28 protein-coding genes and 1 tRNA gene are annotated in these 23,715 nt (G+C 62.7%); 12 read left to right on the top strand and 17 right to left on the bottom strand.

From position 1 onward, the window contains the following. Window positions 1-20: 20 nt before the first annotated feature. The 3 genes from hyi to lysM all read left to right on the top strand — a co-directional run bounded on the left by hyi (window position 21) and on the right by lysM (window position 2,897). Window positions 21-830, top strand: coding sequence for a hydroxypyruvate isomerase (hyi, locus tag H281_RS0104060; protein ID WP_020065805.1), 810 nt, complete (start codon window positions 21-23; stop codon window positions 828-830). Window positions 831-935: 105 nt separating this feature from the next. Then, window positions 936-1,844 (top strand): 2-hydroxy-3-oxopropionate reductase, encoded by a 909-nt coding sequence (locus tag H281_RS0104055; protein WP_020065804.1) that lies wholly within the window; start codon window positions 936-938, stop codon window positions 1,842-1,844. A 558-nt stretch (window positions 1,845-2,402) separates the two neighbouring features. Then, complete coding sequence (lysM, locus tag H281_RS0104050; protein WP_020065803.1) at window positions 2,403-2,897, top strand: peptidoglycan-binding protein LysM; 495 nt, start codon at window positions 2,403-2,405, stop codon at window positions 2,895-2,897. Between the two features lie 125 nt (window positions 2,898-3,022). On the opposite strand, the gene H281_RS0104045 is transcribed toward lysM, so the two are convergent. The 6 genes from H281_RS0104045 to H281_RS0104020 all read right to left on the bottom strand — a co-directional run bounded on the left by H281_RS0104045 (window position 3,023) and on the right by H281_RS0104020 (window position 9,322). Further along, entirely contained in the window at window positions 3,023-4,054 is a 1,032-nt protein-coding gene (locus tag H281_RS0104045; RefSeq protein WP_027804276.1) for an asparaginase, read from the bottom strand. A 76-nt stretch (window positions 4,055-4,130) separates the two neighbouring features. Continuing rightward, the gene (locus H281_RS0104040; RefSeq protein ID WP_020065801.1) at window positions 4,131-5,057 is read right to left on the bottom strand and encodes a CysB family HTH-type transcriptional regulator; all 927 of its coding nucleotides are present in this window, start codon (window positions 5,055-5,057) and stop codon (window positions 4,131-4,133) included. Window positions 5,058-5,136: 79 nt separating this feature from the next. Then, complete coding sequence (locus H281_RS0104035; RefSeq protein ID WP_020065800.1) at window positions 5,137-6,195, bottom strand: sulfate/molybdate ABC transporter ATP-binding protein; 1,059 nt, start codon at window positions 6,193-6,195, stop codon at window positions 5,137-5,139. Continuing rightward, window positions 6,195-7,229, bottom strand: coding sequence for a sulfate ABC transporter permease subunit CysW (gene cysW / locus H281_RS0104030; RefSeq protein ID WP_020065799.1), 1,035 nt, complete (start codon window positions 7,227-7,229; stop codon window positions 6,195-6,197). The genes H281_RS0104035 and cysW overlap by 1 nt, the downstream gene beginning before the upstream one ends. Beyond that, a complete protein-coding gene (gene cysT / locus H281_RS0104025; RefSeq protein ID WP_020065798.1) occupies window positions 7,226-8,122 on the bottom strand; it encodes a sulfate ABC transporter permease subunit CysT in 897 nt (298 codons plus the stop codon). The genes cysW and cysT overlap by 4 nt, the downstream gene beginning before the upstream one ends. Window positions 8,123-8,272: 150 nt before the next feature. Continuing rightward, window positions 8,273-9,322 carry a sulfate ABC transporter substrate-binding protein gene (locus H281_RS0104020; RefSeq protein WP_020065797.1) on the bottom strand — a complete coding sequence of 350 codons (1,050 nt, stop codon included), beginning with the start codon at window positions 9,320-9,322 and terminating at the stop codon, window positions 8,273-8,275. 306 nt (window positions 9,323-9,628) lie between these two features. Between H281_RS0104020 and lexA the strand changes: the two genes are divergently transcribed. The 3 genes from lexA (at window position 9,629) to H281_RS0104005 (ending at window position 11,537) form a co-directional block, all read left to right on the top strand. After that, entirely contained in the window at window positions 9,629-10,279 is a 651-nt protein-coding gene (gene lexA, locus H281_RS0104015) for a transcriptional repressor LexA (RefSeq protein ID WP_027775193.1), read from the top strand. A 107-nt stretch (window positions 10,280-10,386) separates the two neighbouring features. Beyond that, window positions 10,387-10,743: a hypothetical protein gene (locus H281_RS0104010; protein WP_020065796.1), complete on the top strand. Its 357-nt coding sequence runs from the start codon at window positions 10,387-10,389 to the stop codon at window positions 10,741-10,743. 110 nt (window positions 10,744-10,853) lie between these two features. Next, window positions 10,854-11,537: a DUF2939 domain-containing protein gene (locus tag H281_RS0104005; RefSeq protein WP_020065795.1), complete on the top strand. Its 684-nt coding sequence runs from the start codon at window positions 10,854-10,856 to the stop codon at window positions 11,535-11,537. Between the two features lie 192 nt (window positions 11,538-11,729). On the opposite strand, the gene H281_RS0104000 is transcribed toward H281_RS0104005, so the two are convergent. Continuing rightward, window positions 11,730-12,194 carry a universal stress protein gene (locus H281_RS0104000; protein ID WP_020065794.1) on the bottom strand — a complete coding sequence of 155 codons (465 nt, stop codon included), beginning with the start codon at window positions 12,192-12,194 and terminating at the stop codon, window positions 11,730-11,732. A gap of 275 nt (window positions 12,195-12,469) precedes the next feature. Between H281_RS0104000 and nodI the strand changes: the two genes are divergently transcribed. Beyond that, a complete protein-coding gene (gene nodI, locus H281_RS0103995; protein WP_020065793.1) occupies window positions 12,470-13,384 on the top strand; it encodes a nodulation factor ABC transporter ATP-binding protein NodI in 915 nt (304 codons plus the stop codon). 28 nt (window positions 13,385-13,412) lie between these two features. Further along, entirely contained in the window at window positions 13,413-14,240 is an 828-nt protein-coding gene (locus tag H281_RS0103990; protein WP_020065792.1) for an ABC transporter permease, read from the top strand. 109 nt (window positions 14,241-14,349) lie between these two features. On the opposite strand, the gene H281_RS0103985 is transcribed toward H281_RS0103990, so the two are convergent. After that, window positions 14,350-14,772: a hypothetical protein gene (locus tag H281_RS0103985; protein WP_020065791.1), complete on the bottom strand. Its 423-nt coding sequence runs from the start codon at window positions 14,770-14,772 to the stop codon at window positions 14,350-14,352. A gap of 212 nt (window positions 14,773-14,984) precedes the next feature. After that, on the bottom strand, window positions 14,985-16,037 hold the full coding sequence (locus tag H281_RS0103980) for an NADP(H)-dependent aldo-keto reductase (RefSeq protein ID WP_020065790.1): 1,053 nt from the start codon (window positions 16,035-16,037) through the stop codon (window positions 14,985-14,987). Between the two features lie 141 nt (window positions 16,038-16,178). Here H281_RS0103980 and H281_RS0103975 point away from each other — a divergent pair, with 141 nt between their 5' ends. After that, a complete protein-coding gene (locus H281_RS0103975; RefSeq protein ID WP_020065789.1) occupies window positions 16,179-16,391 on the top strand; it encodes a DUF3820 family protein in 213 nt (70 codons plus the stop codon). A gap of 262 nt (window positions 16,392-16,653) precedes the next feature. Continuing rightward, window positions 16,654-16,995, top strand: a complete 342-nt coding sequence (locus H281_RS0103970) for a hypothetical protein (RefSeq protein WP_027804275.1) — start codon at window positions 16,654-16,656, stop codon at window positions 16,993-16,995. A 91-nt stretch (window positions 16,996-17,086) separates the two neighbouring features. Here H281_RS0103970 and H281_RS0103965 read toward each other — a convergent pair. Together H281_RS0103965 and dusA are read right to left on the bottom strand one after the other, a co-directional pair. After that, a tRNA-His gene (locus tag H281_RS0103965) sits at window positions 17,087-17,162 on the bottom strand. Window positions 17,163-17,251: 89 nt separating this feature from the next. After that, window positions 17,252-18,253, bottom strand: a complete 1,002-nt coding sequence (dusA, locus tag H281_RS0103960) for a tRNA dihydrouridine(20/20a) synthase DusA (protein ID WP_027804274.1) — start codon at window positions 18,251-18,253, stop codon at window positions 17,252-17,254. A 324-nt stretch (window positions 18,254-18,577) separates the two neighbouring features. Between dusA and H281_RS0103955 the strand changes: the two genes are divergently transcribed. Next, window positions 18,578-18,844 carry a hypothetical protein gene (locus H281_RS0103955; RefSeq protein WP_020065786.1) on the top strand — a complete coding sequence of 89 codons (267 nt, stop codon included), beginning with the start codon at window positions 18,578-18,580 and terminating at the stop codon, window positions 18,842-18,844. A gap of 102 nt (window positions 18,845-18,946) precedes the next feature. On the opposite strand, the gene H281_RS0103950 is transcribed toward H281_RS0103955, so the two are convergent. Together H281_RS0103950 and H281_RS0103945 are read right to left on the bottom strand one after the other, a co-directional pair. After that, window positions 18,947-19,189 (bottom strand): DUF6566 family protein, encoded by a 243-nt coding sequence (locus tag H281_RS0103950; RefSeq protein WP_027775201.1) that lies wholly within the window; start codon window positions 19,187-19,189, stop codon window positions 18,947-18,949. A 133-nt stretch (window positions 19,190-19,322) separates the two neighbouring features. After that, on the bottom strand, window positions 19,323-19,520 hold the full coding sequence (locus H281_RS0103945; RefSeq protein WP_020065784.1) for a hypothetical protein: 198 nt from the start codon (window positions 19,518-19,520) through the stop codon (window positions 19,323-19,325). Window positions 19,521-19,695: 175 nt separating this feature from the next. Here H281_RS0103945 and H281_RS0103940 point away from each other — a divergent pair, with 175 nt between their 5' ends. After that, on the top strand, window positions 19,696-20,028 hold the full coding sequence (locus H281_RS0103940) for a hypothetical protein (protein ID WP_027804273.1): 333 nt from the start codon (window positions 19,696-19,698) through the stop codon (window positions 20,026-20,028). Window positions 20,029-20,036: 8 nt separating this feature from the next. Here the strand turns inward: H281_RS0103940 and H281_RS0103935 are convergent, their stop codons facing one another. The 4 genes from H281_RS0103935 to ssuD are packed head-to-tail and all read right to left on the bottom strand — an operon-like array spanning window position 20,037 to window position 23,378. Further along, window positions 20,037-20,252 carry a TOBE domain-containing protein gene (locus H281_RS0103935; RefSeq protein WP_020065782.1) on the bottom strand — a complete coding sequence of 72 codons (216 nt, stop codon included), beginning with the start codon at window positions 20,250-20,252 and terminating at the stop codon, window positions 20,037-20,039. Window positions 20,253-20,299: 47 nt separating this feature from the next. Beyond that, on the bottom strand, window positions 20,300-21,304 hold the full coding sequence (locus H281_RS0103930; protein ID WP_020065781.1) for an ATP-binding cassette domain-containing protein: 1,005 nt from the start codon (window positions 21,302-21,304) through the stop codon (window positions 20,300-20,302). After that, the gene (ssuC, locus tag H281_RS0103925) at window positions 21,301-22,167 is read right to left on the bottom strand and encodes an aliphatic sulfonate ABC transporter permease SsuC (protein WP_020065780.1); all 867 of its coding nucleotides are present in this window, start codon (window positions 22,165-22,167) and stop codon (window positions 21,301-21,303) included. The genes H281_RS0103930 and ssuC overlap by 4 nt, the downstream gene beginning before the upstream one ends. Before the next feature lie 50 nt (window positions 22,168-22,217). Further along, window positions 22,218-23,378: an FMNH2-dependent alkanesulfonate monooxygenase gene (gene ssuD / locus H281_RS0103920; protein WP_020065779.1), complete on the bottom strand. Its 1,161-nt coding sequence runs from the start codon at window positions 23,376-23,378 to the stop codon at window positions 22,218-22,220. Between the last annotated feature and the right edge of the window lie 337 nt (window positions 23,379-23,715).

Genomic DNA, 23,715 nt, shown 5'->3' with positions numbered 1-23,715 from the left:
ACCAGAGAGACCTGAGCATCATGCCCAAATTCGCAGCGAATCTCACGATGCTTTTCAACGAAGTTCCGTTCCTCGACCGCTTCGCGGCCGCAGCCGACGCGGGCTTTAACGCCGTCGAATTCCTGTTTCCGTATCCGTACCGGATCGCCGAGTTGAGCGAGCGTCTTCAGCAGAACCGGCTGAAGCTCGTGCTGCACAACCTGCCCGCGGGCAACTGGGAAGCCGGCGAGCGTGGCATTGCCTGCCTGCCCGATCGCGTAACCGAGTTCCAGGAAGGCGTGGGCCGTGCGATCGAATACGCGAGCGCGCTGAAGGTGCCGCAACTGAATTGCCTCGTCGGTATTCCGACGGCGGGCGTCGATGCCGACAAGGCGCGCGCGACCATCGTCGATAACCTGCGTTTTGCAGCGGGTGAATTGAAGAAGGCCGGTATCAGACTGCTAGTCGAGCCGTGCAACTCCTACGACATTCCGGGCTTCGCGTTGAATCGCTCAAGCGAAGGCCTCGACGTGATTCGCGCCGTGGGGTCGGACAATCTGTTCCTGCAATACGACATCTATCACATGCAACGGATGGAAGGCGAACTCGCGGCAACGATCAAAAAGAATCTGCCGCAAATCGCGCATATCCAGCTTGCCGACAACCCGGGGCGCAACGAACCCGGCACCGGCGAAATCAACTACCCGTTCCTGTTCGACCTGCTCGACTCGATTGGCTACGACGGCTACGTCGGTTGCGAATACAAGCCGCGCACGAACACCACTGCCGGCTTGTGCTGGGTGCAGAGCGTGGCCGGGCAAAGGCGCGGCGCCGCGCACGCCGCCGCCTGAACGATGCGCTGAACACCGAGTCGTGCAGACCGGGCGCGTGACGCCTCGAAAGAAGTCCCGCCAAGGGACCGCTAACAACACTGGAAACACTGGAGATTCAGACACATGGCAAAGATCGGTTTCATCGGGCTCGGCATCATGGGCGCGCATATGGCGCGCAACCTCCTCAAGGGCGGTCACACGCTGTTCGTGAACGGCGCGTACCCAGTGCCCGAAGATCTGGGCAAGAGCACGAACGTGGTGTCCGACTCGACCGCTGTCGCGCAGGCCGCCGACATCGTGATCATCATGGTGCCCGACACGCCTGACGTGGCCAACGTTCTTTTCGCCGACGACGGCGTCGCCGCCGGCCTCACGGCAGGCAAGCTCGTGATCGACATGAGCTCGATCTCGCCGCTCGATACTCAGGCGTTCGCGAAGAAGATCAATGCGCTCGGCGTCGATTATCTCGATGCGCCGGTGTCCGGCGGCGAAGTCGGTGCACGCGAGGCAACGCTCACGATCATGGTCGGCGGCCCGGAGAAAGCCTTTGCGCAAGCAAAGCCGCTCTTCGAACTGATGGGCAAGAATATCTCACTGATCGGCGACAACGGCGCGGGTCAGACGTGCAAGGTCGCGAACCAGATCATCGTGGCGCTGAACATCGAGGCAGTGGCCGAAGCACTGCTGTTCGCATCGCGCTCCGGCGCCGATCCGGAACGTGTGCGCAAGGCCTTGATGGGCGGCTTCGCTTCGTCGCGCATTCTCGAAGTGCACGGCGAGCGCATGACGAAGCGCACTTTCAATCCGGGCTTCCGGATCGAACTGCATCAGAAGGATCTGAACCTCGCACTCGACGGCGCGCGCAAGCTCGGCATAGCGCTGCCGCACACCGCGAGCGCGCAGCAACTGTTCAGCGTATGCGCGGCGAACGGCGGCAAGGCATGGGATCACTCGGCGATGGTTCGCGCACTCGAAATCATGGCGAATTACGAAGTCGCACAAGCGCCGGATAGCGAAGCGAAAGCAGCTTGAACTTGCAGCGTTTCTTCGCGGCTTGCGAATCAGCAACAGCAGTGGCCGCATGCATGGAGAAGCGTAAATAGCCCGGTAATACCGGTTGCCGCGGATGTTGCCTCGTCGACGCTACGGCAATCGCAAGTGGGGCGCCCGTTTTGTCGCGCGGCATCGCGGTGGAACGGGCAAATCGTGCCGCTCTGGGCTGAGAGCGGCAAAGTGGGGTCCGCAGCGGCACCCGGCGGCGCCGGGGAAGCCTTGGTCGGTCAGACGTCGTCGTCGGGTGTCCGGCTGTCGGATTCATTCTCAGGTTTTCTCCGCCACTCAATGGCGTGCGCCCTCATGCGGCGCCGTGATGCACGCACGTTTGCATTTGCTTGCAACTTCGTGCCCTCTTCCTCACCTTTCTTGACACTTCGTCACCCGCTATCTCCTACACTCGTGAGTCGTTGCATGCATCCGGGCGCGCCTGCTGCCTGATCAACGCGTTCGCGTTGTGCGGCGTGCTCAGCATCGCAACGAGTGCTTAACTCGTACGCAAAGCATGCTTGCGTACCAACATGAGGAGTGTGATCGATGGGTATTCTCAGTTTCATCAAGGAAGCCGGCGAAAAATTGTTCAGCGCCGCGTCCACGACGGCCAAGGCCGAATCCGCGCCCGCCGCACCGGACCTCGCCGCGCTGAACAAGACCGCAGGCGACGCGATCGCCACTTACATCCGCAGCCAGGGTATGAACGCAACGAATCTGCAGGTGACGTACGACGGCACGAGCCATACGGTCACCGTATCGGGGGAAGCCGCCGACCAGCCGACCAAGGACAAGATCCTCGTGGCAGCCGGCAATGTGCAGAACGTCGACAAGGTCGACGACCAGTTGAGCGTAACTGCGCCCGCCGCGGCGCCTACGCAATTCCACACGGTGGTGCCGGGCGACAACCTGTGGAAGATCGCGGAGAAGTACTACGGCAGCGGCGCTAAAAACGACGTGATCTTCCAGGCCAATACGCCGATGCTGAAAAGCCCGGATAAGATCTATCCCGGCCAGGTGCTGGTGATTCCGGCTGCGTAATAGCTGATTGCAAATGCCCGCCTCGGGCGGGCAAAAACACTGCGATAAAACGCAACGCGGCGCTCGAAGTCATTACTCGAGCGCCGCGTTTTTCTTTGACAACTTCCGTTGAACGCCGCGAGGCGTCAATACGTATCGAACGCTTTTTGCAAAGCGACAGGTCCGGCGCCGCCAGCGGCCAATGCCACCATCAGCAGCACGCGCGCCTTGTACGGATTGAGCGAGCCGGCGCTGACAAAGCCGAGTGCATCGTCGGCGGCCGCGCCGTTGCGCATTACATGGCCTGAGCCCACGCGCGACGAACGCACTACCGCGACGCCCTGCGAAGCGGCATCGGCCAGAGCCTGCGTCAGCGACGCGTGAATCGAACCATTACCCGTGCCCGCAACGACGATGCCGCGCACGCCGGCTGTCACGAGCGCATCGACGGCAATGCGCGACACGCCGGCATAGCTCGCGACGATATCCACATGCGGCCAGTTCGCACCGATCACGAATTCAGTGGACAGCGTATGCGGACGTACGACGCTGCGCTGAAATTCGACGCGCCCGTCCTGCACCCAGCCAAGCGCACCGACTTCGGGCGACTGGAATGCATCGACGGCATAGGTGCTCGTCTTGACCACGTCACGCGCACTGTGAATCTTGTTGTTGAATGCAACGAGAACGCCCTGTCCGCGCGCGCCGGCATTTGCCGCGACGGTCACGGCGTTCAGCAGATTGAGCGGTCCATCGGCGGACAGCGCGGACGCGGGGCGCATTGCCGCTGTCAGCACCACCGGTTTGTCGGACTTGACAGTCAAATGCAGCAGATACGCGGTTTCTTCGAGCGTATCGGTGCCATGCGTGACCACCACGCCGTCGATGTCGTCGTCAGCAAGCAGTGCGTTGATACGTTGCGCGAGCGCGGTCCACAGCGGCATCGCCATGTCCTTGCTGTCGACGCTCGCAATCTGCTCCGGCGCGATGCGGGCTACCGTCGACAACGCCGGCACCACGGCCAGCAATTGCTCGACGCCGACCACGCCGGCCTGATAGCCAGACGTATTGGTAGCGTCCGCGGCCGCGCCGGCAATCGTGCCGCCGGTGGCGAGCACGGCGATGCGCGGCAGCAACGCGGCGGCGCCAGGAGAGGAAGAAGAAGTCTGTGCGTTCATGGCGGCGATTGTAAGCGATGACGCGCCGCCGTCGCGCGCCTTTGAAGCGGCCAAGGCCGCTTTCCCCGTTAGCGCCTCACACTGCCTCGCGCAACTGCGCGGCGATTTCCGCCTCGGTCAGTTGCGGTGCGAACATCTCGATCAACCGGTAGGCATATGCGCGCAAAAACGCGCCCTTGCGCAAGCCGACCCGCGTCGTGCTCGCCTCGAACAGGTGCTGCGTGTCGAGCGCGACCAGTTCGCTGTCGCGTTTCGGGTCGTAGGCCATTGCCGCGACCACGCCGATACCCATGCCGAGCTCCACATACGTCTTGATCACGTCGGCGTCGATCGCGGTCAGCACCACGTCGGGCAGCGCCCCCGCTTTCGCGAACGCCTGGTCGATATGCGAGCGGCCCGTGAAGTCCTGGTCATACGTGACGATCGGGAATTCGGCGATTTCGTCCAGCGTCAGATTGGGGCGGCCGACGAGCGGATGATCCTTCGGCACGACCACGACGTGATGCCACGAATAGCATGGAAACGTGACGATGTCGGGGAAACGGTCGAGCGCTTCCGTCGAGATGCCGATGTCCGCCTCGCCGTTGATGATCATCTGCGCGATCTGTTGCGGACTGCCCTGGCGCAGCGCCAGATGCACCTTCGGAAAAACCTCGGTGAATTGACGGATCACCTTCGGCAGCGCGTAGCGTGCCTGCGTGTGCGTGGTCGCGACCACCAGATGGCCACTGTCCTGGTCCGCGTACTGACGCGCGACGCGGCGCAAATTCTCCGCGTCCAGCAGCATCCGCTCGATCAGTTGATGCACCGCCTTGCCCGGCTCCGTGAGACCCGTGAGCCGCTTTCCGCGTCGAATGAAAATGTCGACGCCGAGTTCGTCCTCGAGATCCTTGATCTGTTTCGACACGCCCGACTGCGACGTGTAGAGCACGTTCGCCACTTCGGTCAGGTTCATGTTCTGACGCACGGCCTCGCGCACGAAGCGCAATTGCTGGAAGTTCATCTTGAAGTGTCCGGTTCAGCGAGAGTTGAGTTGTTCGAGTTATTCAGTTCATTCGCGTGGAGTCGCATCGGTCATGCGCTCATTGCGCCGGGAAGACCCGCAGCGCGCGCGGCACCGCCGTCACGCCGTCGCCGATCGAGAGACGCAGCTCGCGCCATGCTTCCCGATCGAGTTCGGCTTCGAGCAGATTGCCCTCGCGGCCCGCGAGTTCGACCCGCACGGAGCCGCCCAGTGTCACGACGCGCCGCACATCGACGACGATACCCTCGCGGTGCCCCGCCGACTGCGGATACAACTGCAAATCGTGCGGACGTACATAAGCGAAAGCCGGACCGCTGAAGTCGGTGCTAATGGCGACCGGCAACGCCGCGCCGTCCACCACGAATCCGCTCGCGTCGACGTTGCCGTGCAGGCGGTTCGCCGCGCCGAGAAACTCATACACAAACGACGTTTGCGGATGGTCGTACACGTCCTGCGGACTGCCGACCTGCTCCACGTGTCCACGATTGAGCACGACGATACGGTCCGCCACTTCGAGCGCCTCTTCCTGATCGTGCGTGACGAAAATCGTCGAGATATGCAGATCGTCGTGCAGACGCCGCAGCCAGCTGCGCAATTCCTTGCGAACCTTCGCATCGAGCGCGCCGAACGGTTCGTCGAGCAGCAGCACTTTCGGCTCGACGGCAAGCGCGCGAGCGAGCGCGATACGCTGTCGCTGCCCGCCCGACAATTCCGACGGATAGCGCTGCGCGAGCCAGTCGAGTTGCACGAGCTTGAGCAACTCATGCACCTTCTCGCGAATCACCGCTTCCGACGGACGCTCCTTCCTCGGCTTCACTCGCAGCCCGAACGCCACGTTCTCGAACACCGTCATATGACGGAACAGCGCGTAGTGCTGGAACACGAAACCCACTTCGCGCTCACGCGCGCCGACAGTCGCGACGTCCTGGCCCTGCAGGACGACCTGCCCGCCGTCCGCGTATTCAAGGCCCGCGATCACGCGCAGCAACGTGGTCTTGCCGCACCCCGAGGGCCCGAGCAGCGCAACCAGTTCGCCCGGCGGAAAATCGAGCGAGACGTTATCGAGCGCGACGAAATCGCCGAAGCGCTTCTGCAGGTTACGTACGGTGATACCCATTACAGCTCTCCTTGCTTGAGCGGGTGTTGCTGCGAAGATTGCATGTTCAGCGACTGCGCGGTCGACGGCAAAGCGGACGGCAGCGTGACGGGTCCGGCGTGCGCCGGCACGTCGCGGGCGTCCGACAGTTCCGCCGACATATGACGCTCGGCGAGCAGTTTCAATGCGAGCGTCACGAGTGCGAGCAAGGCCAGCACCGACGCCACGGCGAACGCCGCCGAGAAGTTGTATTCGTTGTAGAGAATTTCGACGTGCAGCGGCATGGTGTCCGTCTGGCCGCGAATATGGCCCGATACGACCGACACCGCGCCGAACTCGCCCATCGCGCGGGCGTTGCACAGAATCACGCCATACAGCAGGCCCCATTTCACATTGGGCAGCGTGACGCGGCGAAATATCTGCCAGCCGGACGCGCCGAGCACATGCGCGGCTTCCTCTTCGTCGTTGCCTTGCGCCTGCATCAGCGGGATCAGTTCGCGCGCGACGAACGGGAACGTCACGAAGATTGTCGCGAGCACAATGCCGGGCACGGCGAAGATGATCTGCACGTTATGCGCTTGCAGCCACGGACCGAACCATCCTTGCGCGCCGAACATCAACACGTAGATAAGACCCGAGATCACTGGCGAGACCGAGAACGGCAGATCGATCAACGTGGTGAGGAGCGCCTTGCCGCGAAACTCGAACTTCGCGATGCACCACGAAGCCGCGAGGCCGAACACCAGATTGAGCGGCACGGCGATTCCCGCTGTAATTGCCGTCAGCTTGATGGCCGCCAGCGCATCCGGATCGGCGAGCGACTCCAGATAAAAACCAAGCCCCTTGTTCAACGCCTGATAAAACACGGCGACGAGCGGCACGACGAGAAAGAGCCCGAGAAACAGCAGCGCAATGCCGGTCAGAATCCAGCGGACAAGCGGCGGTTCGGTGACCGGATCGGGCCGGCGCGCAATGTTCAGTGGCGCGCGCGGAGCCACGGCGTGCGGCGTGACGCCGTCGGCGTTATCGACGTGACCTGCCGAATGGCGGCTCATTGCGCACCTCCGCCAATGCTTGCAACGCTCGCGGCGCCAGGCGCCGGACCTGCGTTGCCGCGGCTCGTGCGGCGCTGCAGATACCACTGCAGCGTATTGATGAAAAGCAGCATCAGGAACGAGACTACGAGCATCACGACGGCAAGCGCCGTCGCGCCGGCGTAGTCATACTGCTCGAGCTTCGTGATGATGAGCAGCGATGTGATTTCCGACTTCATCGGCACATTGCCTGCAATGAAAATGACCGAGCCGTATTCGCCTAGTGCGCGCGCGAACGCGAGCGCAAAGCCCGTCAGCAGTGCCGGCAACACGGCCGGCAACACCACGCGGCGAAACGTCAGCCAGCGCGATGCGCCGAGGCAAGCAGCAGCCTCTTCCTGCTCGCGCTCGAACTCTTCGAGCACCGGCTGCACCGTGCGCACGACGAACGGCAAACCGATAAAGGTCAGCGCGACGAGCACGCCCACCGGCGTAAATGCGACCTTCAGACCGAGCGGCTCCAGGAACTGTCCAATCCAGCCGTTGCCCGCGTACACGGCCGCGAGCGAAATGCCGGCCACCGACGTGGGCAGTGCGAACGGCAGATCGACCACGGCGTCGACGATGCGCTTGAACGGAAACCTGTACCGCACGAGCACCCATGCGACCAGAAAGCCGAACACCGCGTTGATCAGTGCGCCGCCGAGCGCGGAGAAGAACGTCAGCCGGTACGAGGCCAGCACGCGCGGCGAGCTGACGGCGCGCACGAACTGACTCCAGTCGAGGGTGGCTGTCTTCAGAAAAGTCGCCGCGAGTGGAATCAGCACCACGAGGCTCAGATAAGCCACCGTGATGCCGAGTGTCAGGCCGAAACCGGGCAACGCGCTTGGTTTGCGGAAGGTCAACGTGGTCATGCTCGATACTCTTTCGGTTGATGCTCGTGTTGCCGGCCGCCTGGTCCTGATCGGCCAAAAGCGCGCCAGTGGCGCGCTCCGGAAAGTGACGCGCCGTGGCGCGTCGCGTTGCCTCGGTTCGCGCCTGCCGCGGCGCGGACCTGGGCGGTGTTACTGAGGCTGGTAGATCGAATCGAACACGCCGCCGTCCGCAAAGTGCGTCTTCTGCGCGTTGGCCCAGCCGCCGAACGAATCGTCGACCGTGTACAGCTTCAGCTTCGGAAACTTCGAGGTCAGTTCGGCCGGAACCTTGTTCGAACGCGGACGGTAGAAGTTCTTCGCGGCGATTTCCTGGCCCTGCTCGCTGTACAGGAAGTTCAGATACGCTTCGGCCAGCTTGCGCGTACCATGCTTGTCGACGACCTTATCCACCACCGCCACCGGCGGCTCGGCCAGAATGCTCACGGACGGCACGACGATTTCGAACTTGTCCGGACCGAATTCCTTCAGCGAGAGGAACGCCTCGTTTTCCCACGCAATCAGCACGTCGCCGATGCCGCGTTGCACGAAGCTGGTGGTCGCGCCGCGCGCTCCGGAATCGAGCACGCCGGCATTCTTGTACAGCTTGCCGACAAACTCCTTGGCCTTCTGGTCATTGCCACCCGGCTGATGCGCTGCATACGCCCATGCCGCGAGATAATTCCAGCGCGCGCCGCCCGAGGTCTTCGGATTCGGCGTCACGATCGACACGCCGGGTTTGGTCAGATCGTCCCAATCCTTGATGTGCTTGGGATTGCCCTTGCGCACCAGAAACACAATCGTCGACGTGTACGGCGACGCGTTGTCGGGCAAGCGCTTCTGCCAGCCTTTATCGATCAAACCCTTGTTCGCAATGGCGTCGATGTCATAGGCGAGCGCGAGCGTCACGACGTCGGCCTGCAAGCCGTCGAGCACCGAGCGCGCCTGCGCACCCGAGCCGCCGTGCGACTGCTTGAACGTGACGGTCTCGCCGGTCTTCGCCTTCCATTCTTTGGCGAAAGCCTGGTTCACATCCTGGTAGAGCTCGCGAGTTGGGTCGTAGGACACATTGAGCAGCGTCGTGTCGGCGGCTTGCGCCTGGGCCGCCGCGCCAAGGACGCCAAGCGCGGCTGCCGCGCCGAACGCGAGCGCTGCGATAAGTTTTCGGCTCCTGCCTGCCCGGCCCGCTTCGTGATTGTTCATGCCAAGTTCTCCGCGTGTTGGTGCGCTGAAACAGCGTGTGTTGTTTTGCGTCGGGTCACGTGCACATGAGCGACTGGAGGCCAGTCTATCCAGGGGCTTTCATCATTAAAAATAATGTTTATTCATTTTTTAATACGCAAAAGTGGTAATGACAGCCAGATAAGGCGTTGCGACATGAAAACGGATGTCTTGACGTCGATTTACGACGTTGCAGCGAGGGGTCGAGCCGCAAACTTAAAGTAAAGCTTGAATTGCGCCGGATACTGTATAAAAATACAGGCACCTGTTCATCCATACAGTGGCGCCATGACCAAACTCACCGCACGACAGCAGCAGGTTTTCGATCTGATCCGCCGGGCCATAGAGCGCACCGGTTTTCCGCCCACGCGTGCGGAAATCGCCGCCGAACTGGGCTTCAGCTCGGCCAATTCGGCTGAAGAGCATCTGCGGGCGCTTGCACGCAAGGGCGTGATCGAACTCGCGGCCGGCGCGTCGCGCGGCATTCGCCTGCTTGCTGGCCCGGACGAGGCGCCGCATCAGTTCACGTTGCCGCACGCCAGCATCATGCAACTGTCGCTGCCGCTCATCGGCCGGGTTGCCGCCGGCAGCCCGATCCTCGCGCAGGAACATATCGCCCAACACTATGCGTGCGACCCGGCGCTCTTCTCGAGCAAGCCCGACTACCTGCTCAAGGTGCGCGGGCTGTCCATGCGCGACGCGGGTATCTTCGACGGCGATCTGCTCGCGGTGCAGAAAAGAAGCGAGGCCAAAGACGGCCAGATCATCATTGCGCGGCTTGGCGACGACGTCACGGTCAAGCGCCTGAAGCGCCGCGCGAACGGTATCGAGTTGATTGCCGAGAACCCCGATTACGAGAACATCTTCGTTGAGACAGGCAGTGCGGATTTCGCGCTGGAAGGCATCGCTGTCGGGCTGATCCGCCCGGGCGAATTCTGACAGCACGGGTTTGGCGCAATGAGCGACAAGCTCAGTGCGTCATTAGCCAACCGCTCGCCTGCTCACCGACTAAAGCAGTACTCATGTTGAATCGCCCGGAGAGACTCATGGAACGCCTTGCCCGCCTGTTGCCGTTTCGCCAGTTCGGCCGTCTGCGCCATCTGCGCAAGCTGGTACCTTGCTCACTGATCGAAGCGTCCACGGCCGCTACCGCGTCGCTGTTCGACTCGCCCGCTCGTGGGTCCGACCGGCAGGCCGCGTTGCCATCGTCACTGCCGGCATTCGCCCGCGTGTCGCTGAACTCGGGGCTCAATACTGCCGAGCCCGAGCGCCGTGCGCCTGTGCGCGTGTACCACGGGCCGTCGCGGCTCATCATGGTCGGCACTGTAGACGCGGTGTGCCGCATGATTGACCGTTGCATCGCCGAGGAAACCAACGTCCACGGTGCGGTGTTCGAGTCTTGATGAGTTGTGAGGTGTGGGGCGCGTCGCTCACATGGTTTGTGGCAGCGCACGGATCGTTTCAGCGCGGTTGCGGTCCACGTTAGATCACACCTGAAGGAGTTTTCCGCTCGATGGCAGTTTCAACACCCAGGAAGCGCAGCGCCCGTCCGCTTGCAGTCACGCTTACCGTCACGTTGATCGTGATCGCGCTGATCGCGGCGTTGGGCTTCGCTTATGCCTCCCCGTATATCGCGCTCAACAACCTCAAACGCGCCGCCGACGCACGTGACGCGCAGACGGTGAATCGGTATGTCGATTTTCCTGCGTTGCGCGAGAGCCTGAAGCAGCAAGTCACCGGCTTGCTGACGCGGCGGCTGGACTCACACGGAAACGGCAATCCGTTGGCTGCGATCGGCGCGATGATTGGCGTCGCGTTGATCGGCCCGCTCGTCGACGCGTATGCAACACCCGACGGCGTGGCCGCGCTGTTGAACGGCATGCCGCCGCGCGGCGAGCCGGGTGAGCGGCCCAACGCCGCGCCGGTCACCGGCAATCCGCCTGCTGCCAATGCGCCCGCCCCCGCATCGTCCGGTGCGGACAGCGGCGCGCCCGGCGGCACTACGGGTGATCCGAACGGCAACGCGGTTAATAGGGCCACCCCGCCGCAACCGCCGCAAACCACAGCCGGCTACCGCGGCCTCAACGAGTTCGCCGTCACATACCAGCACGGTGCGGGGGACGCGCGTTACTCCGCCATCTTCATGCGCGAGGGTCTTTTCACGTGGAAGCTGGCGGCGGTCAATCTGAACGAGTGAGCGCCAGGCGCGGCTTGTCAGATCGAACGCGCACGCGGCCGATTTGACCCAATGCACTCGCAATGCACACGCCGCCCGCTACTCCGTCCTCCGCGTTCATCCGGCCCAAAGCTCACGAGCACCCACCCGCACGAAGCACCCGCACGAAGGCTGCATGCCTGGCGCGGGTGGCCGTGCGCCCGAACCGCATCGTCAGGCCGCTTCCTGCTGCTGCTCATGCGCTGAGGAGCACGCGACCAGAATGCTGCATGACACCCGGTCGAGCAGCGGTGTATTGCCAGCACCCATCCACCATCGGGACAAGCCTGTGCGGCAACGGTGGCCCACCACCACCAGGTCGACGTGCAACTCGTTGGCAAGATTGGCGATCTCGTCGATCGGATGGCCGAACGCAAAGTGACCCTGCGCGTTGACGCCGCGCTCGGTCAGCCAGTCCACGCCCTCTTGCAGGATGTCCCGCGCCGTCTTTTCGAAGCTGCCGCATGCGACGTCCGTCAGCAGGCCCGCGCTTTGCGCAATGCTCGAACGCATGTCCACCACCGAAAGCAGATGCGTTTGCGCCTTCAGATCCAGCGCAAGGTCCGCGCCGCAACGCAGAGCCTTGCGGCCTTCACGCGAGCCGTCATAGCACAGCAGGATTTTCTGGTAGCTCGCCATCGTTTTCCCCTTTCCGCAAAAGCGCGGTCTGAATCAATCATGGTGCGCCGCAATTCAGCTTGCAAGGGATGGAAAACGCTAAGTGCGATTGCTGCACGCCCCGGCCTTGTGCATACGAGGCACGCTCGGTGAGGACAACGCCGGCGACGCCTTTGCGGCAGTGCAAGAAGCCACAGCGCGGGGCGCTCCTTAAACCGCCATTTCCCGGCTGATGACCTAGAATGAGCAGCCTTCCCGTCGATTCGCCTCTTTTGCCTGAGCCTCGATCCCTATCCATGCCCGACACCGCTATCGAATTCCAGCAGGTTGAAAAAAGTTACGGCGAAAAGAAAGTTGTCGACGGACTGTCGTTTCATGTCGACGTCGGTGAGTGTTTCGGCCTGCTCGGACCGAACGGCGCCGGCAAGACCACCACATTGCGCATGCTGCTCGGCATTGCCACGCCGGACGCCGGCTCGATCCGCCTGTGCGGCGAGCCGATTCCCGGCCGGGCGCGCATCGCGCGGGCGCGCGTGGGCGTGGTGCCGCAGTTCGATAACCTCGATCCCGACTTTACCGTCCGCGAGAACCTGCTGGTGTTCGGCCGCTACTTCGGCCTGAGCGCCGCGCAATGCCGCGCGATGGTGCCGTCGCTGCTGGAATTCGCGCGGCTGGAGAGCAAGGCCGACGCGCGTGTGAGCGAACTGTCGGGCGGCATGAAGCGGCGCCTCACGCTCGCGCGGGCGCTCGTCAACGATCCCGATGTGCTGATCATGGACGAGCCGACTACCGGCCTCGACCCGCAGGCACGGCATCTCATCTGGGAGCGACTGCGCTCACTGCTCGCGCGTGGCAAGACAATCTTGTTGACCACCCACTTCATGGAAGAAGCCGAGCGGCTATGCGACCGGCTGTGCGTGATCGAAGAAGGACGCAAGATTGCGGAAGGTGCGCCAAGGGAGCTGATCGAGTCGGAAATCGGCTGCGACGTCATCGAGATTTTCGGCCCCGATCCGTTCGCATTACGCGATGAGCTTGCGCCGCTCGCACAGCGAACCGAGATCAGCGGTGAGACGCTCTTCTGTTATGTGAACGACGCCGGGCCAGTGCATGCGCGACTGAAGCAGCGAGCGGACCTGCGCTATCTGCACCGCCCGGCGAATCTCGAGGATGTGTTCCTGCGTCTCACCGGCCGCGAGATGCAGGACTGACTTCCATCGACACTGCACGAGACACGCAATGGATGCACGCACTTATCGAAGCAATGAAGCCACGCCACCCATGCAGGCCCCTTTCGCCGCGTTGCCCGCGAACGCGGTCAACTGGATCGCAGTGTGGCGCCGCAACTACCTTGTGTGGAAGAAGCTTGCGCTCGCCTCCATGTTCGGTAATCTCGCCGATCCGATGATCTACCTGTTCGGCCTCGGTTTCGGTCTCGGGCTGATGGTCGGCCGCGTCGACGGCGTGTCGTATATCGCGTTCCTAGCAGCAGGCACCGTTGCGTCGAGCGTCATGATGTCCGCGAGTTTCGAGTCGATGTATTCGGGCTTCTCGCGCATGCACGTGCAACGCACGTGGGAAGCAATCATGCACACGCCGTTGACGCTCGGCGATATCGTGCTTGGCGAAGTGATCTGGGCGGCCAGCAAGTCGGTCCTGTCGGGCGCCGCGATCATGCTGGTGGCGGGCGCGCTCGGCTACGCCAGTTTTCCGTCAGTGCTGCTCGCGTTGCCCGTGATCGTGCTGACCGGCCTCGCGTTCGCAAGTGTCGCGATGGTCGTGACCGCGCTCGCGCCGTCGTACGACTTTTTCATGTTTTATCAAACGCTGGTGTTGACGCCGATGCTGTTGCTCTCCGGCGTGTTCTTCCCGATCTCGCAGTTGCCTGCCGCCGCGCGTGGTGCGGCCGAGGTCCTGCCGCTGGCGCACGCGGTCGATCTGATACGGCCTGCGATGCTTGGTCGCCCGCTCGACAACGCCCTGTGGCACGTGGCCGTGCTGGCGGGTTATGCGGTAGGAGGGTTTATCGTCGCCACCGTGCTGTTTCGGCGTCGGCTGATGAAGTAACTCGTGCTGAAGTAACTCGTGCCCGGCGTCCAGAGAGGCGCGGACAATTCGAGGGCGGCTGACCCGATAGGTCAGCGCCCACGAATGAATTTGCTGCACGGACGCGAGCTCAGTCCTCTTCGTCGGTCCAGGGAATGTCGACGTCCGAGATGAACGCGACTGTTGCAAACGGGCCGCCTTCGTGACGCCCGATCTTGCCATCGGCACGCTGCCATTCCACCCGGAACATCGTGCCCGGATCGTCGGCGATCAGCCGCACGGTGCGGATCTCGTCCGGATCGGCGTCCTCGACCGGACCGTCGAGCGAAATCTGCAGTTCTTGCGGCCAGAGACCGTCGGCCGGATCGTAAATCTTGTCGCCGTCCGGAATCAGTGTGAATGCTTCGACGCCGATCGTCGCCGAAGCATCAACGATCATTTTGGCTAGCGCGCGCAGCAGCGCGGTGGCCCGCGCCGAATTCGCCTGACGGATCGCAAGGTCCCCGCGCGTCAGCGCCTGCTCGAGTTTTGGGTTCGTTTTTTGTTGCGCCATTCGATGTCCTGAGTGCTATCGCCGAGTGTGAACAGTGCGGCTGAAAACCCGCCGCCGCTGCCGAATTCCGGGCTGCATCCTACCATTCGTGCGCGCCGCGCCACGCGCAAAAGCACGACACGAAGGCAGAAGCCCGTCCTGCTCACCACAGTTTAGGTCGTGATTTGCCGACAGGGAGGGACATTTGCCTTTCGTTGCATGTCCCAGCGAACTCAGGGCGCCGGATTCGGCTGCAGCTGATGCAGTGCGTCGATTTCATCGAGCACGTGCTGCGACAGCTTTACGTCGACGCTCGCAATGTTCTCCTTCAACTGATCGAGCGAGGTCGCGCCAATCAGATTGCTCGTGACGAACGGCCGGCTATTGACGAAGGCAAGCGCCAACTGGGCCGGCGACATGTGATGGCGCTTTGCCAGTTCGACGTAACGCGTGGTGGCCTGGATCGCCTGGGGCTTGCTGTACCGCTGGAAGCGCTCGAACAGCGATATGCGTGCGCCAGCCGGCCGCGCGCCGCCTTCGTACTTGCCGGACAGCCAGCCGAACGCCAGCGGCGAATACGCGAGCAGGCCGATGTTGTCGCGGTGCGCGTATTCGGAAAGCCCCACCTCGTAAGTGCGGTTGAGCAGACTGTACGGGTTCTGGATGCTGACGATACGCGGCAAGCCGAGCTTTTCCGACGCGCGCAGGAACTGCGCGACGCCCCACGGCGTTTCGTTCGATACGCCCACATGGCGCACCTTGCCCGCCTTGACGAAGTCGGCGAGCACGGAAAGCGTTTCGTCGATAGGCACTGTGTATTCATCGTCGACCCACGGATAGGCCGGACGGCCAAACGTCATCGTATTGCGGTCCGGCCAGTGCAACTGGTATAGATCGACGTAGTCCGTTTGCAGACGCTTCAGGCTGTCGTTCAGCGCCTCAGTGAGGTTTTTACGGTCGAACTGGTTGGTCTCGCCGCGGATATGTCGCGGGTTATGCGGCTGGCGCGCGGGTCCCGCGATCTTCGTAGCGAGCACGATTTTCTCGCGCGCGCTGCGATGCTTCGCGAGCCACGTGCCGATAAATCGCTCGGTCGAACCTTGCGTCTCGGCGCGCGGCGGCACCGGATACATCTCTGCGGTATCGATCAGGTTGACGCCATGATCGAGCGCGTAGTCGATCTGAGCGTGCGCATCCTGCTCTGTGTTCTGCTCGCCCCACGTCATGGTGCCGAGTCCGATCAGGCTGACCTGTACATCCGAATCGCCGAGTCTGCGGTATTCCATGGAAGCTTTCCTTGTTAGTTATATGAACATAAACCGCTCAAGTTACCATGCCCGCGCGATGCCTGCAGCACGGCTAGAATGCCGTGCTGGCGTGCAGTGCAAGCACGCCTCGCCCAACATTCCTTGCGCCGGTGCATCACGATGAATCCCGAACACCTCGAACTGCTGGTCACGCGTGTGATGCCCTACGGCAAGTACAAGGGTCGTCTGATCGCCGACCTGCCCGGCCATTACCTCAACTGGTTCGCGAGCCAGGGCTTTCCGCCGGGCGAGATTGGACGGCTGCTCGCGCTGATGCACGAGATCGATCACAACGGTTTGTCGTCGCTGCTCGAACCATTGCGCAAGCGCTGAAGCGTTCTTCCGATCAACTGCATCGAATGATAAGAGCAGCGGCGGCCTGTTCTGTTGCAGAAGATTAACCAGGTGTTACCGCGCAATAGATACGCCGATGCGCTTTCGATCGCCGCATGCAGCACGCGCCTTGGAGTACCCGTGCGGCACAGGGATGAGCGTTGCGCAGGCGCTCGGTGCGATCGTAATGCGCGGACACAAATGCGGCTGAACTCTCGGGCTCGCGATCTTTCTGATCCTTATGTGAGGACGGGAGGCGATTGTGAGCAGACTCTTTGCATCGATGGCATTGCTGGCCGTGGTCGCGGGCGTCAGCGGATGCGCAGTCGCGCCCGGCTATGACTACGCCTACGCCCAACCCTATTACCCCGCCTATGGCTACGGATATGGGCCACCCTATGCGCCGGTGTACGGCACGGTCGGCATCTGGGGCGGCTGGGGCGGACCGTGCTGCTACTACCACGGCGGCGGCGGACACTGGGGCGGCGGTTGGCACGGCGGTCACGGCGGCTGGCATGGCGGCCACGGCGGATATGGGGGCTATGGCGGATCCCACGGCGGCAGTTCGTGGAGCGGCGGCGGGCATGGCGGACGCAGCCATTGATGAGAAAAGCGCGAACCCAAAACAAAAACGGCGCTGTGATTTCTCACAACGCCGTTTGCGATCAACTTCAATCTTTACTGCCGAAATTCTTTGGGGTGGCTGATGGGGCTCGAACCCACGACAACAGGAATCACAATCCTGGACTCTACCAACTGAGCTACAGCCACCACTGAGATCTGCTTTGACTTGCCGGAAAACCTGACTCGCCAACGAAGAAACGAGATTATACGAACACGTTCCGCGTTTGCCTAGTCCTTTATTCAAAAATTTCGGCTGGCTCACGCAGATGCTGTCTCGCCTCATTGAAGATAGAGAGGTCGCGCGCAGCGAGGCGCTTGCTGTCGGAGAGGACGCGACGCCAGCCGCGCGCACCTGCTTCGCCTCGATAGAGACCGAGTGCGTGACGAGTGATCGCACCAAGATAAGTGCCGCGGGCCATCTCGGCTGCGCAATATTCGATGAGCTTCGCCTCGACCTGCTCGCGCGTGAGCGGCGCTTCGGTGGACCCGTAGAAGCGCGCGTCCACATCGGCCAGCATATACGGATTGTGGTACGCCTCCCGCCCGAGCATCACGCCGTCGACGTGTGCAAGATGTGTCTGCACTTCGTCGAGCGTCTTGATCCCACCGTTGATGATGATCTCCAGTTGCGGAAAGTCGCGCTTCAATTGATACGCGTAGTCGTACTTGAGCGGCGGGATCTCGCGGTTCTCTTTCGGGCTCAGCCCTTTGAGAATCGCGTTACGCGCGTGGACGATAAAGACGTTGCAACCGGCATCTGCGATGGTGCCGACGAAGTCGCGTACGAAGCCGTAATCCTCAACGGCATCCACGCCGATTCGATGTTTGACCGTGACGGGCACGGAGACGACGTCGCGCATGGCCTTCACGCAGTCGGCCACCAGTTGCGGCTCGTTCATCAGACACGCGCCGAACGCGCCGCGCTGCACACGCTCCGATGGGCAGCCACAATTCAGATTGATTTCGTCATAGCCCCATTGCTCGCCGAGCTTCGCCGAGCGCGCGAGATCGTCTGGCTCGCTGCCGCCGAGTTGCAACGCGACGGGCGCTTCGTCGGGCGTGAATGCGAGATGGCGCGGCACATCGCCGTGCAGCAGGGCGCCAGTCGTCACCATTTCCGTGTAGAGCCACGTGTGACGCGAGATGATGCGATGAAGCGACCGGCAGTGACGATCGGTCCAATCCATCATGGGTGCGACACTGACGCGGCGCGGACTGGCAGTACTAGCTGAAGACATGGGGCGGCCAAAGGCTTGAATCGAAACCGCAATTTTAGCGCAACGCGGGCGATTGACCGGCCGCCGCATGGCCGACCACCCGCTAAAACCCCTTCCCCATCAGGACTTTGACCCGCATCTACCGCTTGGCGATCGGGGCCAGACCGTCGCTGAGCCCCGCCCGCTCTTCGATCGCCCGATTATTTCACCAGCAAGAACAGTAATTTCAAATTATCGGCACAAATTCTCGATAGTAGGGGTATACACTGCCTCCATCGACGTTGCAGACACAGCCCCCGGCTCCCGCGACGCCATTCCGAAAGTCGAAATCATTGGAGGTACATCATGAAGACCAAATTTATCGCCGCCCTTCTCGTTGCCGTTTCCGCCTCGATCGCTGCACCGGCTTTTGCAAGCGGCTACGGCCCGGCACCGTTCTATCGTCCGTCGGTCGGCGCACCGGCTTCGCAACAAGGTCAGAATGCGCAGACTGTCGCGGCTGAACGCGCTAACGCCGAATCGAACGCTTACGGTGGCGTGAACAACGCGTCGTCGCAATCGGGCACGCGAGAACCGGCATCGGGTCCGCAGTCGGTTTTCTTCGGCCACTAAGCATTCGCTGCCGAGCTTGCTGCGCTTAGCGGCAAGCACAGAGGGCGCCGAGCATCGGGTTCCGATGCCGGCGCCCTCTTCAGTTTACGGGCTCAGGCGGCCTCAACCCGCAACACCTGCGTCGATGACTTCGCGCGCGGCCCGAAAACCTGCTTCGGCCGCGGCGTGCTCGGTGGGCCACAGGCTGTCGATATGCACCAGCCGCCAGTCGACCACCACTGCGCTCCCGCGCAGCACACGGAAATGCGCCTTGACGCCCGTGAGCACCTGTTCGACCGCGACTTCGATGTCGTAGTCCTGATAGCGCTCCTGGTAATCTCCCATGTCGAGCCCTTTCGGCTCCATTTTCACCTCCACGTCTGCCATGCTTCCCGAGGACGTTCGCAGCGCCCAGCGTGCCCGCTCAACGCCATACTTGCGCTGCGCGAACGCCGTCACATGCGCTGACGCCGCATCGCGTAATCGCCGGCATTCATGCTCAATCGCAATCGCCTGAAAGGTACTGCCTGCCGTTACAGGTGATTTCGACTTCGTCCCCGCTTGCCTCGGTGACGAGCCCGCAGGCCAGCAGTTCAGCGGTTACGGTCTGTGGGAATCGCGGCGGCGGCTGACCCACGCCGACCTCGTTCAAGCGGCGCAACGCTTCGATCGCTTCGGGACTCAATGACTTCGACATGGCTGCCTCCGTCGAAATGGCTAAATTCATCCTAGCAAGTTTCGAGAGCGAATGCAGTCGCATTGGTGCATCGTCATGGCCGAATGGCTTTGCGCGTGAATTTTCGCCGGCAAGCCGGGTCTATCCCGAACTCACGCAATCCGACCGGCTGCGAAGCACGCACAAGGAGAAGGAGATGAAGCGAAGCACTCTGACAGCTCTGTCCGCAGTCGCCGCACTGGCAGCGATGTGTGTAGGCGAAACGGCGCCGTGGGCAGCAACGGCCAACGCGGCCAAAGCGGCCGAAGCGGCGCAAGCCGGATCAACGGCTTCCAAAGGCTCCGCTGCGCCGGCAAAGCAGCCGGCGGCGCCGGGCGACGCCGCGTCGTCGATGGCGAAGCCGCCCGAGGCGGCCTCCGGCTCGACCGGATCGAGCAACCCGGACAACATGCCGATCAAGCGTCCGCGCAAGCCGACCAACGACAAGATGATGCACGAGCCGCCCGCGAGCGGCGCGAACGCGAAATAGCGCGGCGCTTACAGGCGCGCGATCGAGACCTCCGTCGACTTGACGAGCGCGACGACTTCCGAGCCGACCTGCAGGTCGAGTTCGTCGATCGAGCGCGTGGTGATCACAGAAGTCACGATGCCAAACGGCGTGTCGACATCGACTTCGGACACAACCGGTCCACGGATGATTTCCTTGACCTTGCCTCTGAACTGATTGCGTACGTTGATTGCGGAAATGCTCATTGCGAGTGACTCCAGGGAAGCGATTAAAAACAGTCAGTCAAGGAACGTCAGACAGCCCAGCGGACGTCTGTAGGCCGCCGGAAGCGGCCCTGGCTACGCGTGCCGCGTGCGTCTTCGGGCTGTCCGGACAATGCGTCGTCGCTTGGCGCATTTTTCAGAACGCGCTGCAGCACGTGTTCTTCGAGCGCGGCGAAGCCCGCCGACGCACGCGCTCGCGGGCGCGCGAGCGGCACCGGCTGATCCAGCGCGATGCGCCCTTCTTCGATCAAAAGGATGCGGTCGCCTAACGCGACGGCCTCGTGCACGTCATGCGTGACGAGCAAGGCGGTGAACTTGTGCTCGCGCCACAGGCGCTCGATCAGCGAATGCATTTCGATGCGCGTCAGTGCATCGAGCGCGCCGAGCGGCTCGTCCAGAAGCAGCAGTTGCGGACGATGCACGAGCGCCCGCGCCAACGCGACACGCTGACGTTGACCGCCGGACAGTTGCGCGGGCCAGTCGCCGGCACGCTCCAGCAATCCAACTTCGGCCAGCACCGCACGCGCGTCTTCCCGCGCGCTGCGGGGCAGTCCGAGCATCACGTTCTGCAACACGCTCTTCCACGGCAACAGGCGTGCGTCCTGAAACATGATGCGAGTGTCGAGCGGCCGGCCGTCTTCGGCACGCTTTTCGAGCACGCCCGCCGTGGTCTTCTCCAGACCGGCGACGAGACGCAGCAACGTCGATTTCCCACAACCGCTACGGCCGACAATCGCGACGAAACTGCCGCGCTCGATCGACAGGTCGAAGTCCGTCAGCACCTTGCGCTCGCCATACTGCTTGCCGACGCCGCGCAACCGGACCGAATAGTCGACCGCGTTGTTCTCGCGACGTGGACCGTTTGGTTCGCCAGCCGCACTCGCGTCGCGCACATAGCCGTGGGCTGTGTCGCGTTGCTGCGAGTCCGCGGCCAGGCCGGCGTCGCGATCGGCGATGCGCGCCTGCGCCAGTTCCGCTTCGAGATCGCTGCCCGCGATGCCGCCGAACGACGATGAAAATGTCGTTGCGCTCATGCCTTGCCTCCCCGTTGATAAGCCGGATGCCAACGCAGCGACACGCGCTCCAGGCTTTTTGCCAGCACGTCGGCGATCTTGCCGAGCGCCGCGTACAGCAGAATGCCGACCACGACGACATCGGTTTGCAAAAATTCGCGCGCATTCATCGTCATGTAACCGATGCCCGACTGCGCGGAAATCGTCTCTGCGACGATCAGCGTCACCCACATCAGCCCGAACGCGAAGCGCACGCCGACGAGAATCGACGGCAAGGCGCCGGGCAGGATCACATGGCGGTAAAGTGCGAAACCCTTCACGCCGTAGCTGCGCGCCATCTCGATGAGATTGGAATCGACCGAACGGATGCCGTGAAACGTGTTCACATAGACCGGGAAAAACACACCCAGCGCTACGAGAAACACCTTCGCCTGCTCCTCGATGCCGAACCACAGGATCACGAGCGGGATCATCGCGAGCGCCGGGATATTGCGGATCATCTGCACGGTCGAATCGAGTGCGATTTCGACCGGCTTGAAGAGGCCCGTCGCGAGTCCGAGCACGAGACCGATCCCACCGCCGATCGCGAATCCGGACACCGCGCGCCACGTGCTGACCTTCACGTCCGCCCACATCTCCCCCGACTGGATCAGCGACCACGCGGCCTTCACGACGGCGAGCGGTTCGGGCAGAACGCGCGTCGACAGCACGCCGCTGCGCGCGGCGGTTTCCCATGCGAGGAGAATCAGGAGCGGTGCGACCCACGGCGCAAGCGACGCGCCGACTTGCCGTAACGACCCGACAGCGGACGCCAGCGCGGAGCCGAAACCGGCGCCGCCGCGCGCACTCGCGTCCCGATCCGCACTTACAGTAGATTGAGCCATGGTTACTCCCTCATTGCGTGTCGAAGATGCCGTACCGATGCGGGCGACGCTCAGCTCGCGCTCGCCGCCTTCGGCAAATAGTTGTTGCCGACAATCTCGCCGAAGGGTCCCGACAACGGTCCACTCGAAGTCTTGCTCTGCCGGTTCGGCAGCAGCGGGAACACGAGTTCGGCAAAACGATACGACTCTTCGAGATGCGGATAGCCGGACAGGATGAACGTCTCGATACCGAGGTCCGCGTACTCCTTCATGCGCGCCGCCACCTGCTCCGGGTTGCCGACGAGCGCGGTGCCCGCGCCGCCTCGCACGAGACCCACGCCGGCCCACAGGTTCGGATAGACCTCGAGTTCGGCGCGCCCGCCCCGTTTGCCGCCGTGCAGCGCGGCCATGCGGCGCTGGCCTTCGGAATCCATCTTCGAAAACGATGCTTGCGCACGCGCGATGGTTTCGTCGTCCAGCTTGCTGATCAGCTTGTCGGCTGCGGCCCATGCTTCTTCTTCGGTCTCGCGCACGATCACGTGCAGGCGAATGCCGAACCGGATCGTGCGGCCGTGCGCGGCGGCGCGGGCCCGAATATCGGCGATCTTCCTTGCAACCGCGGCGGGCGGCTCGCCCCAGGTCAGATAGGTGTCGATATGCTCGCCCGCCATGTCGTGCGCGGCCGGCGACGAACCGCCGAACCACAGCGGCGGATGTGGCTTCTGCACCGGCGGATACAAGGCCTTGCCGCCCTTCGACTTCAGATGCTTGCCGTCGAAGTCGATTGCGTCGTTCGTATGCGCGGCGCTCAGCAGCTTGCGCCAGATGTGCAGGAATTCATCGGTGATCTCGTAGCGTGTGTCGTGATCGACGAACACACCATCGCCCTCGAGCTCGGTCGCGTCGCCCCCCGTCACCACATTGATCAGCAGGCGCCCGTTCGACAGACGGTCGAACGTGGCCGCCATGCGTGCCGCAAGTCCCGGCGACGAAATGCCCGGCCGGATCGCGACGAGAAACTTCAGGCGCTTCGTCGCGGCGATGAGGCTCGATGCAACGACCCATGCGTCCTCGCACGAACGGCCGGTCGGCAGCAGCACGCCCTCGTAGCCGAGCGTATCGGCGGCGACGGCGATCTGCTGGAAGTAGTCGTAATCGGCTGCACGCGCGCCTTGCGACGTACCGAGATAGCGGCTGTCGCCATGAGTCGGAATGAACCAGAACACATTCATTTACTGCTCCCTGCGAATTCAAAACTGGATTGAATGAAGACGGTGCATGCCGCGCGGCAAAACCACACGCCAGCGCAGGCGCGGGCCACGCGCATACAGCCGGTCATCGGAGATGAGCCGGGCGATGCATCGCTAAAGAACGGAAGATGCGGTATCGACGCTAAGGGCGACGGCGGCAAGCGCCGTCTACATGGAGAAAGAGTCTATGGAGCGGAGCGCGGCTTTTGAACGATTTTTTTGAGCTTAGGTTTTCCACTTCCGTGATTAGCCCGACGCTAAAGCATACGAACGCGACGCTTCGCGCAACCGGAAAAGGCGTCACCGCTGGCTATAATGG

Source organism: Paraburkholderia caledonica, from assembly GCF_000383275.1.
GTDB lineage: Bacteria > Pseudomonadota > Gammaproteobacteria > Burkholderiales > Burkholderiaceae > Paraburkholderia > Paraburkholderia caledonica.
The sequence above is the reverse complement of the archived record's forward strand: the minus strand, read 5'-3'. Positions and strand labels throughout refer to the sequence as shown.

Excerpts from the sequence above, each read along its gene's own strand:
- H281_RS0104035 (WP_020065800.1), bottom strand. The coding sequence starts at position 6,195 with ATGGGTATCACCGTACGTAACCTGCAGAAGCGCTTCGGCGATTTCGTC.
- H281_RS0103935 (WP_020065782.1), bottom strand. The coding sequence starts at position 20,252 with ATGAGCATTTCCGCAATCAACGTACGCAATCAGTTCAGAGGCAAGGTC.
- ssuC (WP_020065780.1), bottom strand. The coding sequence starts at position 22,167 with ATGGCTCAATCTACTGTAAGTGCGGATCGGGACGCGAGTGCGCGCGGC.
- lexA (WP_027775193.1), top strand. The coding sequence starts at position 9,629 with ATGACCAAACTCACCGCACGACAGCAGCAGGTTTTCGATCTGATCCGC.
- dusA (WP_027804274.1), bottom strand. The coding sequence starts at position 18,253 with ATGTCTTCAGCTAGTACTGCCAGTCCGCGCCGCGTCAGTGTCGCACCC.
- H281_RS0103990 (WP_020065792.1), top strand. The coding sequence starts at position 13,413 with ATGGATGCACGCACTTATCGAAGCAATGAAGCCACGCCACCCATGCAG.
- H281_RS0103980 (WP_020065790.1), bottom strand. The coding sequence starts at position 16,037 with ATGGAATACCGCAGACTCGGCGATTCGGATGTACAGGTCAGCCTGATC.
- H281_RS0104040 (WP_020065801.1), bottom strand. The coding sequence starts at position 5,057 with ATGAACTTCCAGCAATTGCGCTTCGTGCGCGAGGCCGTGCGTCAGAAC.
- cysW (WP_020065799.1), bottom strand. The coding sequence starts at position 7,229 with ATGAGCCGCCATTCGGCAGGTCACGTCGATAACGCCGACGGCGTCACG.
- H281_RS0103930 (WP_020065781.1), bottom strand. The coding sequence starts at position 21,304 with ATGAGCGCAACGACATTTTCATCGTCGTTCGGCGGCATCGCGGGCAGC.
- H281_RS0104045 (WP_027804276.1), bottom strand. The coding sequence starts at position 4,054 with ATGAACGCACAGACTTCTTCTTCCTCTCCTGGCGCCGCCGCGTTGCTG.
- H281_RS0103940 (WP_027804273.1), top strand. The coding sequence starts at position 19,696 with ATGAAGCGAAGCACTCTGACAGCTCTGTCCGCAGTCGCCGCACTGGCA.
- H281_RS0104005 (WP_020065795.1), top strand. The coding sequence starts at position 10,854 with ATGGCAGTTTCAACACCCAGGAAGCGCAGCGCCCGTCCGCTTGCAGTC.
- lysM (WP_020065803.1), top strand. The coding sequence starts at position 2,403 with ATGGGTATTCTCAGTTTCATCAAGGAAGCCGGCGAAAAATTGTTCAGC.
- H281_RS0103955 (WP_020065786.1), top strand. The coding sequence starts at position 18,578 with ATGAAGACCAAATTTATCGCCGCCCTTCTCGTTGCCGTTTCCGCCTCG.
- H281_RS0104010 (WP_020065796.1), top strand. The coding sequence starts at position 10,387 with ATGGAACGCCTTGCCCGCCTGTTGCCGTTTCGCCAGTTCGGCCGTCTG.
- H281_RS0103975 (WP_020065789.1), top strand. The coding sequence starts at position 16,179 with ATGAATCCCGAACACCTCGAACTGCTGGTCACGCGTGTGATGCCCTAC.
- H281_RS0104000 (WP_020065794.1), bottom strand. The coding sequence starts at position 12,194 with ATGGCGAGCTACCAGAAAATCCTGCTGTGCTATGACGGCTCGCGTGAA.
- H281_RS0104020 (WP_020065797.1), bottom strand. The coding sequence starts at position 9,322 with ATGAACAATCACGAAGCGGGCCGGGCAGGCAGGAGCCGAAAACTTATC.
- H281_RS0104055 (WP_020065804.1), top strand. The coding sequence starts at position 936 with ATGGCAAAGATCGGTTTCATCGGGCTCGGCATCATGGGCGCGCATATG.
- ssuD (WP_020065779.1), bottom strand. The coding sequence starts at position 23,378 with ATGAATGTGTTCTGGTTCATTCCGACTCATGGCGACAGCCGCTATCTC.
- hyi (WP_020065805.1), top strand. The coding sequence starts at position 21 with ATGCCCAAATTCGCAGCGAATCTCACGATGCTTTTCAACGAAGTTCCG.
- cysT (WP_020065798.1), bottom strand. The coding sequence starts at position 8,122 with ATGACCACGTTGACCTTCCGCAAACCAAGCGCGTTGCCCGGTTTCGGC.
- H281_RS0103985 (WP_020065791.1), bottom strand. The coding sequence starts at position 14,772 with ATGGCGCAACAAAAAACGAACCCAAAACTCGAGCAGGCGCTGACGCGC.
- H281_RS0103945 (WP_020065784.1), bottom strand. The coding sequence starts at position 19,520 with ATGTCGAAGTCATTGAGTCCCGAAGCGATCGAAGCGTTGCGCCGCTTG.
- nodI (WP_020065793.1), top strand. The coding sequence starts at position 12,470 with ATGCCCGACACCGCTATCGAATTCCAGCAGGTTGAAAAAAGTTACGGC.
- H281_RS0103950 (WP_027775201.1), bottom strand. The coding sequence starts at position 19,189 with ATGGAGCCGAAAGGGCTCGACATGGGAGATTACCAGGAGCGCTATCAG.